The 10,104-nt window shown below is 68.5% G+C and carries 5 protein-coding genes; all 5 read right to left on the reverse strand.

From position 1 onward, the window contains the following. Positions 1–170: 170 nt before the first annotated feature. Complete coding sequence (locus ELR45_RS18110) at positions 171–5,615, reverse strand: ThuA domain-containing protein (RefSeq protein WP_129667645.1); 5,445 nt, start codon at positions 5,613–5,615, stop codon at positions 171–173. Between the two features lie 99 nt (positions 5,616–5,714). Next, positions 5,715–6,584 (reverse strand): sugar phosphate isomerase/epimerase family protein, encoded by an 870-nt coding sequence (locus ELR45_RS18115; RefSeq protein ID WP_129667646.1) that lies wholly within the window; start codon positions 6,582–6,584, stop codon positions 5,715–5,717. Then, positions 6,581–7,849: a substrate-binding domain-containing protein gene (locus tag ELR45_RS18120; protein ID WP_129667647.1), complete on the reverse strand. Its 1,269-nt coding sequence runs from the start codon at positions 7,847–7,849 to the stop codon at positions 6,581–6,583. Before ELR45_RS18120 ends, ELR45_RS18115 begins: the two co-directional genes overlap by 4 nt. A gap of 10 nt (positions 7,850–7,859) precedes the next feature. Continuing rightward, positions 7,860–8,933, reverse strand: a complete 1,074-nt coding sequence (locus tag ELR45_RS18125; protein WP_129667648.1) for an ABC transporter permease — start codon at positions 8,931–8,933, stop codon at positions 7,860–7,862. Further along, the gene (locus ELR45_RS18130) at positions 8,930–10,009 is read right to left on the reverse strand and encodes an ABC transporter permease (protein WP_129667649.1); all 1,080 of its coding nucleotides are present in this window, start codon (positions 10,007–10,009) and stop codon (positions 8,930–8,932) included. Before ELR45_RS18130 ends, ELR45_RS18125 begins: the two co-directional genes overlap by 4 nt. Positions 10,010–10,104 lie beyond the last annotated feature (95 nt).

The raw sequence follows: 10,104 nt of genomic DNA on the forward strand, positions 1-10,104 counted from the left end.
GCCGTCCGGCACCGGCCCCCGCTGTGGGCGCGCACCCGGACGCCCAGAACCGCCGCGCGAGGGCTTCGAGTTCTGGGCGTTCCGGGTACGCATCTGTCTCCTCTCGTTCGTCTCCTCGGCCGGGTCAGCGGTTCAGCGCTGCCCGGCGACCTAAGAGGCGGTCTCTAAGGTCACAGCAGCTGCCGCAACGCCTCGGCGAGGGCGATCAGCTGCGCGCTGACCTCCGGATCGTCGACGTTCTCGGCGAACGACACGAAGCGATCAAGCGCGGCCTCCGCGCCCGAGGCGTCGTCCCGGCCTGCCGCGCGCTCGGCGATCTTGAGCTGGGTGCGCAGCCGGTTGTAGTCCGGACGCTGAAGCAGGCCCTCCTCGTGCAGGGTGTCGAGGAACTGCTGAGCCCCGGCATAGGTCGCCTCCACGACGAACGACACCGTCACCTCGGTGACGTTGCCGGCCTCGTCGCCGGACAGGACGGTGAGCTCGTGCTCGCCGGCCGCCGGAGTCACCGTCGCCGGGTTGTCGATCGCCTCGCCGTCCAGCTCGACGGTGAGAGACGCGACCCCGGAGGTGGCGTCCTCCGCCACGGCCTCGAGCTGTAGCTCGGTGCCGAAGTCGTAGGCGCCGCCGTCGTCGATGCCCTCCACCTGCACCTCGGGAGCGGTGGCGTCCAGCGAGACGTCGACCGCTACCGGGTCGGAGACATTGCCGGCGTCGTCCGTCCCACGGAACTCGAGCTCGTGCACGCCGTCGTCAATGACCTCCACCGGCCCGTCGTACGCTTCCCACTCCCCGTCGCCGGTCCGGGTCTCGATGGCGACGTCGCCGCCGCTGTCGTCGGTCGCGGTGACGGTGACGGTGGGCGGCGTGACGTACCACCCGTTGTCGCCGTCCGCCTCAGCCGGGTCGACCTCGGCCTCGAGCGCCGGCGGCGTGGTGTCCTCCTCATCGTCGGCGAGCCGGAAGTAGTCGAAGGCGACGGTCACCGTCTCCTCCTGCTCCGGCCCGATGGCCATCAACCCGAACGAGGTCATCTCGGCGTCGTTGGTGACAGGGTCGCCCAATGACTCCCAGTTCACGCCGTCACCACTGATCTCACCGGCGTAGGTGTCGCCGGACTTGGTCAGCCGCAGGTAGTACCAGCCGCTCTCGGTGGCCTCGGCCACGTCGAGTTGCCGGTTGCCGCCGTTGCCGAACTGGGCGTCACGTTCGGACACCAGCTCGGCTCCGAGCTCCGTGGCCGAGCCCGCCGGGTTCTGGGCGACGACGTCAAGTTTCACGTAGTTGTCGTCGTCGCCGTACACCATGAGGCCGGCCAGCTGCCACTGGTGCAGCATCTCCGGCGTCAGCCGGGTCTCGATGGTCCAGTCCTCATCCTCGGGCACGGACTGCAGGATGAAGTTGTTCGGATCGCCGTTGTCCGTGCCATTGATGTCACCCGGCTGGGTCTGGATCCGCAGCTCGCCCTCGGCGACGCTCACCGCCGACGAGTCGTACCGGACGACGGAGTCCCAGCGGCAGCCATCCAGCGCGGCACCGTCGAACTCGTCGCTCGGCTCTCGCTCACCGCCATCGGGGTCATCGTCCGGGCATTCCGGACCGGGATCCGGGTCCGGATCATCATCCGGCACCCACACCTCGTCGGTCAGGGTGAAGTCGGTGAACTCCACCTCACTGCGCGCAGTGGTGCTGTGCGCAGTGACCGCGAGGCCGATGTCCTGCACAGCCGCGGCTTCGGAAAGCGTGACGGAGTCGCCCATGGCGGTGTAGTTCTCGTCGTCCTTGCTCCAGTAAGCGGTGTACTCCTCTCCGTCACGCACCAGCCGGAGCCACGCCGGGTAACTGGTCGTGCTGGCGCCGTCGCTGGCGTCGAGCTGACCGTTGCCATCGGTGTCTCGTAGCCACTCGAATCCGGATCCGGCCCGCAGTGTCATCGCCGCGTATCCCGGTGACGACGCCGGCTGGGTGACATCGTTACGGACGATCAGGCCCGCCTTGGCCGAGTTGTGCGAGTTGGTCTGGCTCTCGATCTTGACCGTCGCGGTCCACTGTTCCGCAGCGGCGGCCGGCAGGTACGCGGCACTGTACTCGTCGGTGCCCTGCCACATGTTGCCCCCGCCTGAGTCGATCACCCAGGTGTCGGTGTCCGGGCGGTCGAACGTGCCGTCGGCGTTGCTGTACGTCAGCCAGTCGCCGAACAGGTCGCCGACCTCCACCTGGACGATGCGCGACGTCGTGCTGGCACCCTGGTCGTTGGTGGCGACGGCGGTCAGCTGGTAGCGCTGTTCCTCCGCCACGTCCCAGGTCACCGCGTACGGCGCCGTGTCGTCGGCCCCGATGGACTCACCGTCGACGAAGAACTCGACCTCGGTGATCGTGTTCTCCGCGTCGCCGGCCTCGGCCGTGATCTCGATCTCCCCCGGCTCGAGGTCGTCGTCGGCCGTCGGCGACGTGATCGACACCTTCGGCTTGGTGGTCGGCGAGACGCCCTTGCCGTCGGCCTCGATGAAGTTCAGCCGCCGCTCACCCGCGTCCGGGAACACCGCGTACAACGTAAATGTGTCACCCGGATCGCTCACCTCGACCGGCACGTCCACGTACCGGCCGCCGGTGGTTGCCGGCACGGTGGCCGTACCGAGCAGCTCTCCGTCCGGTGCGTCCCGGCGCAGCTCGATCGTGCCCTCCGTGGCCGCCGAGGCCCGCAGGATCAGGGCGTCCACGTTGAGCAGGTTGACCGGCTCATAGGCAGCCCAGGCACCGTCCTGACCGGCGATCGACGTGCCGTGGCCTTCGATGTCCCGTGACCCGGCCACGGTGACATCCTGCGAGTCGGAGAAGAACTCCGCCTCCCGCAGCTTCGGAAACAGCAACGACGTGTCCTCGCCGCTCAATGACGGGATGTCTCCCGCGCCGCCGTCCGTGTAGCGACCGGTGAGGATGTAGAAGACGTTCATGTCCTCGCTGTGACCGCCGCCCAGCGCCGTCTCCACCGAGCCGGTACGCCCGGACAGAGGATCGGCAGGATGCGGGTGGTCGTCGTGGCCGAGGGCCGGCTGAATGATGACGTCGGAGTCGTCGATCTCCTCATCCTCGGCGTCCTGCACGCTGAGATCCCAGCTGACCTCGTCGCCGAAGTTGAAGAACGCGCCGTCCGGCGGCAGGTCGAAATCCACCTCCGGCCGGGTGTTGCCGACCGTGATCGGCACCGTCGTCGTGCCCGTCTTGCCGTCCGGATCGGTGACGGTCAGCCGGGCGTCGTACACGCCGTTCTCGGTGTACGTGTAGGCGGCCGACTCTCCGGTCTCGTCCGCCGTGCCGTCGCCGTCGAAGTCCCACTCGTAGGTCAGCGCGCCATCCTCCGGGTCGCTGCTGCCGTCGTCGCTGAACTCGACCGTCAACGGGGCGTGGCCGGAGTCCGGGGTGGCCGTCGCCCTCGCGGTCGGCGAACGCGAACCGGAGACATAGTCGACGCGGTACAGCCCCGAGTCCGGGTTGTCCCGTCCGAAGCCGCCGCCCCAGTCCATGACATACAGTGATCCGTCCGGCCCGAACGTGGAGTCGATCGGAGCCATCCAGTTCTCCCCGGGCAGGAACGGGTTGGCCTTCCCCAGCCCGCCGTCGTCGTCCAGGATCAGCGAGTACATCTCGTTCTTCGACCACTCGTAGAAGAACGGCTTGCCGTCGTAGTACTCGGGGAACTTCGTCTCCGACTCGAGCTCCGGGTCGAAGTCGTAGAACGGCCCGCCCATCGGTGCCAGCCCGCCGCCCGCCGGGATGACCTCCGGCACGGACGACGTCTGGTACCCGTAGTGCATCTCCGGCTCCTGCGCCGCCGGCAGTTCGGTCAGGCCGGTGTTGCGCGTCGAGTCGTTGACCGGGTTGTCGCAGTCGAAGTAGTCGCCGACCGTGACCGGTTCGGTGGTGTAGTCGACGTCGCGGTACGGCTCGTTCGGCCCGATGCACAGCGGCCAGCCGTAGAAGCCCGGCTCCTTGAGCAGGTTCCACTCCACTATCCCGGCCGGGCCGCGGTTCGCGTTGTCGCTGCTGTTGTCCGGGGCGTAGTCGGCGAGCCCGACCCAGCCGGTCTCCGGATCGACGGTGAACCGGAACGGATTGCGGAAGCCCATCGCGTAGATCTCCGGGCGGGTGTTCTCCGTGCCCGGAGCGAACATGTTGCCGTCAGGGATGCTGTACGTCCCGTCCGGCTCGGGTGTGATGCGCAACAGCTTGCCACGCAGGTCGTTGGTGTTCGCGGAGGTCGCCCGGGCATCGTGGAACGTGCCTTCCCGCTCGGAGAGCGGTGCGTAGCCGCCGGACGGCTCGGAGTGCGGGTTGACGTCGTCGCCCACCGACAGGAACAGGTTGCCGTCCGGGCCGAACTCCAGCCCACCACCGGTGTGTCCCGGCTCGTCCGGCTGACGACGCGCCGGCACCTCGAGCATCACGACCTCGGAGGCCGGATCGATCTGGGAGTTCTCGCCGACGGTGAACCGGGACAGCCGGTTGAAGAAGTTCTCCGGGTCGGTGTCGTCGGAGCTTGCCGGCGAGTGGTACAGGAACAGGTGGCCGTTCTCCTCGAAGTCCGGATCGAGGGCGATGCCCAGGAGGCCGTCCTCACCGCCGGCGTAGACCGGGATGGTGATCGCCGTCGACGTCGTCTCGGTCTCCGGGTGGAAGACCCGGATCTGGCCACGGACCAGCTCGGTGAAGAACACCCGGCCGTCGGGGGCAACATCAAGCCCGAACGGCGCGCTGGTGTTCTGGTCCAGCGCGACCCGCTCGAACTGGTCCCACTTCGTGCCGCCGCAGTCACCCTCGGCGACGCCGGCCGCCCACTGCACGCCGCCGACGATGTGCTGGATCAGGTCGGGCTCGTCGTAATGCTCGGGGTAGTGGCCGAGGCCCGTGACGAACGCGCGGCCGCCGTCGTACGGCTTGCACCACGAGATCGGGTGGTCGTACCCCATGGCGTTGCCGCCCGGGTTGTACGTGCTCTCGTCCATCGTGAGCAGCACGTGGGCATCGCCGCGGACGTTGACCGAGTAGTTGTACCACTCGTCCTGCCGTACCCACTCGAAGTCCTCGAGGTGGGCCGTGGCCGGATGCGTGTCGTCCTCGACCTGGATGGTCGCCTCCAGACCGAGCGGCGGCGAGTTGTCGGCGTGCCCAGGCATCAGGGCGCCGATCAGGTCGTCCCACCACTGGTAGCCGCCCCGCATGTCGGTGGCGTTGTGGATCGCGACGATCCCGCCGCCGTCCTGCTGGTACCGCTCCATGGCCGCCTTCTCCTCCGCGGTCCACGGGTCACCGTTGGCCTGGAACACCACGAGCGCGTCGAAGTGCGCCAGGTCCTCGTCGGTGAAGATGCTCGAGTCGTTGGTCGCCTCCGACGTGATGCCGGCGTCGGCGAAGGCGTCTTGCAGGACAGGCACGCCGTATTCGATGGCGTCGTCGTGCCATGGGCCGGCATCGGTTTCGGTGAAGATCAGGACATGCGCGTCGCCGTGCTCACCCTCGTGAGCCTGCGACGGCGTGACGTAGAGAAATGAGAGCGCTAACGCTGCGGCGAGGGCCACGGCCAGAAGCCGGATCCACCGCGCGGGTAAGGCCACGTTCATCAGGGTTCCTCCAGGGAACGCATCGAAGGAATTCAACGGTTCTCGAAGACCCTCGGCGTGCCGGCGCCGGCGGTCGACGTGGTAAGACGTCGTCGGCGGCTACGGCATCCCTCCCTTCAGGAGGTCGGTGAGGAAGGAGAGCCCGTCGACGGCGATCGCGTCCTGGCTCCGTGCCAGCGGCCGCCAGATCGAGGCGGCCGTCGCGATCGTCGCGTTCTCCGCGGTGAACGACTCGATGACCAACGGGCCCCGGTACGCCGCCACGTCCAGCGCGGCGACGATGCCCGGCCAGTCGAGGTGGTCGGCGCCCGGGGCTCCGCGGTCGTTCGCGCAGACCTGCACGTGCGCGATCCGGCCCGCGGCGCGTCTGATGGCCGCGGGGATGTCCTGTTCCTCGATGTTCATGTGGTAAACGTCCAGGGCCAGGCCACAGCCGGCCGTCGGGAGGCCGTCCAGCGCTTCGATCACCTGATCGACGGTGTTGAGCACGCTCGTCTCGTACCGGTTGAGTGGCTCCACGCCCACGGTCACCCCCGCGGCCATCGCGTGCTCGACGACCGGCCCGAGGCTGTCGCGGAGTTGCTCGTAGCAGCCCCGCCGCTCCGCCTCGGACATCCGCCAGGTGCGCCCCACCGACGCGTACGCCGGGCCTGCGATAACCGGCGAGGAGACCGCCGCCGCGGCATCGACCACCCGGCGCAGGTAGTCACGAGTGGTGGCGACCGTTCCCCGGTCGGTCGCCACCAGTTCGCGACCCGGCCCCATCACCAGCGTGACGGTGGCGGCCAGGCCCAGGGAGTCGAGCAGCTTGGCCGCACGGCCGGGATCCCAGTCGCCCGGGTTCTCCACCGGCAGTTCGATCACGTCGAAGCCCCACCCGGCGATCCGCGGCGCCAGCTCAGCGAGTCGCTGGTCGGTCAGGGGTGAGGTCCACACCCACGTGTTGACCCCTAACGTCCTGCTGGTCATCGGTCCTGCCACGCCTCCGGATAGCCGGGCAGGTCCTCGCCGCCGAACTTGGCGTAGTGCAGGCTCGGCATCTCGTCGTTGCGCTCGAGGAAGTCTCCCCGGTCGGCATCGGTGATCGGCTCCTGCGGCAGCACCCATTCGGCCGGCACTTCTTCGCCGTTCCAGATATTCACCGCCGCCTCGATCGGCGTGCGCCACTGGAAGTTGGAGTACACCGGCGCGATCGCGGTCATGCCGGTCTCCTCCCACTTGCGCATGAAGCTCAGCTCGTCCTCGCCCATCATGACCGGGTAGTCGTTCCCGGTGTCTTCGAACGCCTCGACGGCCGCGACGGCGCCGTCACCGGCGTCCATCCAGATGCCGTCGACGTCGCCGCGCTGCAGGTACTGGGTGACGATGTCCTTGATCTGCGCGCCGTCTCCATCGGTGAACTCGTTGCCGAGGATCTCCAGGTCGCTGTCGGCGAAGATCTGCTGCGCGGCGGCCCAGCGGTGTTCCAGCACGTCGACGCCGGGCAGGATGCGCAGCGCCAGCACGGACGAGCCCGGTTCCAGGTTCTCCGCCAGGAACTCCGCTCCGTCCGCGCCGTAGGCGTAGCCGCCGATCGGGTGGATGAACGTCACCATGCAGTCGGTATTCACGCCGCGGTCGAAGACGATGACCGGGATCCCGCTGTCGCACGCCGCCTCGACGGCCGGGGTCAGCGTCGCTGTGGTGGACGGCGAGACGATGAGGGCACCGCAGTCACCGGAGTCGATGAACGCCTGTATGTCCGATATCTGCTGGTTGTCGTCGTCGGCGGCGTCGGAGACCCGGAAGTCGTCGATCTCGCCGCTGTCGGTGTACACGTCGACCTGCTGCTGCATGGTGATCCAGCCGGTCACGCGCCAGGGGTTGCTGACCGACGCGTTGGAGAAACACAGCGTGCGGTTCTCGTCCTGAGCGTGCTCGGCGGTGTCGACCCACTCCGGGTCTATCGCCTGCAACCAGGGCTGGTCGGCCGGCCCTTCCGGCTCGATATCACGCTGTTCGAGCTGTCGCTCGTAGTCCGCACGGACGAACCACTCACCGTCGCCCTCGTCAGCGGACTCGCCGTCGTCCGCCGGGTCGTCGCCGTCGTCCGAGTCCTCCGGTTCCTCTTCTTGGCCCTCCTCGGCCGGTGCGTCGTCCTCCGGAGCGGTCTCCGTCGGCTCGTCAGTGGTACATGCGGCAAGGGTCAGGGCCGCGGTGGCGGCGGCGGCGAGTAGAACGCGGGTCTTTCGCATGTCTTCCTCCCTAGGTGACCGCTGGATCGCGGTCCGGATTCTGTTCGGGTGGAGCGGGTGGGGTCTGGGTGTGTGGACCGGGACGTGCGCGTTCCCGGGCCGCGTACGCCACCGCGGCGATGATGATCACGCCCTGCACCGCCGGCCGGATCGTCGACGGCAGCGCCATCTGGTTGAACAGGGTGAACAGCGCCTCGATGGTCAGCGCGCCGGCCATCGCGGCGACGACGGTCCCACGACCGCCGCCCAGGACGACGCCGCCGAGGACGACCGCCGTGATCGCGGTGAACTCGAGTCCCTGCCCGACCTGTGCCGTCACCCCGGCGAAACCACCGATGAGCACGCCGGCCAGCGAGGCCATCACGCTGGACAGCACGAAGGCCGACGTCCGGACCTGCCAGACCCGGGCCCCGGAGAACATGGCCGTCTTCTCGTTGTCTCCGGTGGCGATCAGCGTCCGCCCGTACGAGCCGCGCATCAGCACGACGGCCGCGACGACGACGGCGAAGAGGATCACCAGCGACCACGGCAGCTGCCGTACCACCGGCATGTCGATGCCACCGCGGCCCGGCTGACGGAACGCCTCCGAGAGAGCACCCGTAGGAGCGCCGCCGGTCCACAGCCTGATCGCGCCGTAGAGCACCAGCATCATGCCGAGCGTGGTGATCAGCGAATGCACCTTCAGCAGCGTCGTGATCAACCCGTTGACCAGGCCGACGAGGATGCCGAACGCGAGCATGACGAACAGGACGGGCACGGTCCGGCTCTCCTCGCCGTCGATCAGCGCGGCGGCGATGACGACCTGCGCGCCGACCAGCGAGCCGACGGACAAGTCCAGCTCCCCGCAGACGATCACGAAGTATTGCCCCACAGCCAAGATCACCAGCGGTGCGGCCTTCTTCAGGAACGCCATCATCGACGGCGGCTCCGCGAAGCTCGGGTTCATCACGAAGATGACCACGAAGACCACGACCAGCAGCGCGAACACGGTGGGGCTGCCACCTCCGAACAGCCGGCCCGCGACGTCCGCGAGCCTCGTCCGGACGCTCGCACCGGCAGCCTGACCGGGTTTCGTCAATGTCATCGCGCACCCCCCTGCTCCGTCGAGACCGGACCGTCACGGTTGGGCGGCGGATCCGGAGGCGATCCACCGCCCGCGCCACCGTCGCCGTCGAACCGCCGCCGGCTGGCGCGGACGTCCAGCCGGCGGCGGGCGTAGATGGCCACGGCGGCGATGATGATCACGCCGCGCAGCACATCCTTGAAGAACGCGTCGACCCCCAGGATGTTGAAGACCGTGTCCAGCTCCGCGAGTATGAGCACCCCGCCCAGGGTTCCGGCGACGCCTCCGCGTCCGCCCATGAGGAACGTGCCGCCCAGCACCACGGCCGCGATCGAGTCCAGCTCGTACCCGTCGTCGTAGACCAGGGCATTGCCCGTGCCGAAGCGCGCCGCCAGCAGGAGACCGGCGACACCGGCCGTCATCGCGCAGATCACGTGGGCGGTCACCATGACCCGTCCCGTGCGGATGCCCGACATCCGGGCAACGTCCGCGCTGCCGCCGACGGCGTACATGTGGAAGCCGGTCCGGGACTTGCGCAGGTAGAGGATCCCGGCCACCGCCATCGCGAGCATCACCGCGGCAGACAGTGGTACGAAACCGATCCGGCTGTAGCCGAACTGCCTGAACCCCTCCGGGACCGCACCGGCCGGTCCCTTGAATTGCGTGTCGAGATATCCCTTGATGATCAGGCCCATCCCGAGTGTCGTGATGAACGGGTTGACCTTGAGCACTGAGATGATCAGTCCGTTGGCGAGGCCGATAGCCCCCGCAACGAGCAGCGTCACCGCGATACCCAGCGGGACCCGTGCCGGATCGCCGTCCATCGTGGTCGCCGCCACCAAGGTGGACAGCGCGACGACGTAGCCGACGGAGAGGTCGAGCGAGCGGCAGAGGATCACCAGCGTCTGCCCGAGGGCAACCATTCCCAGCAGGCTGGACCGGCCGAGCATGTCGACCGTGTTGGCGGTGCTGAACAGGTTCCTGCCCTGAAGCGCCACCAGGATCCCGCCGACCACCACCACGCCCAGCAGGGCGATGTACACCAGCTCCGTCGTCCCCAGCCGCCGGCGGGCCGCCATGATCGGCGCACTGCTCATACCTGCTAGTCGCGCTCCACTCCTCGCTCCCTCCGCGGAAGACTCCGCTCGTTCCTCGCTACGCCCGCCACTCCGCTCGCTCGTCATGTCGCCGC

Origin of the sequence: Phytoactinopolyspora endophytica (assembly GCF_004138495.1) — a bacterium.
In the GTDB taxonomy this organism is placed as follows: Bacteria; Actinomycetota; Actinomycetes; order Jiangellales; family Jiangellaceae; genus Phytoactinopolyspora; species Phytoactinopolyspora endophytica.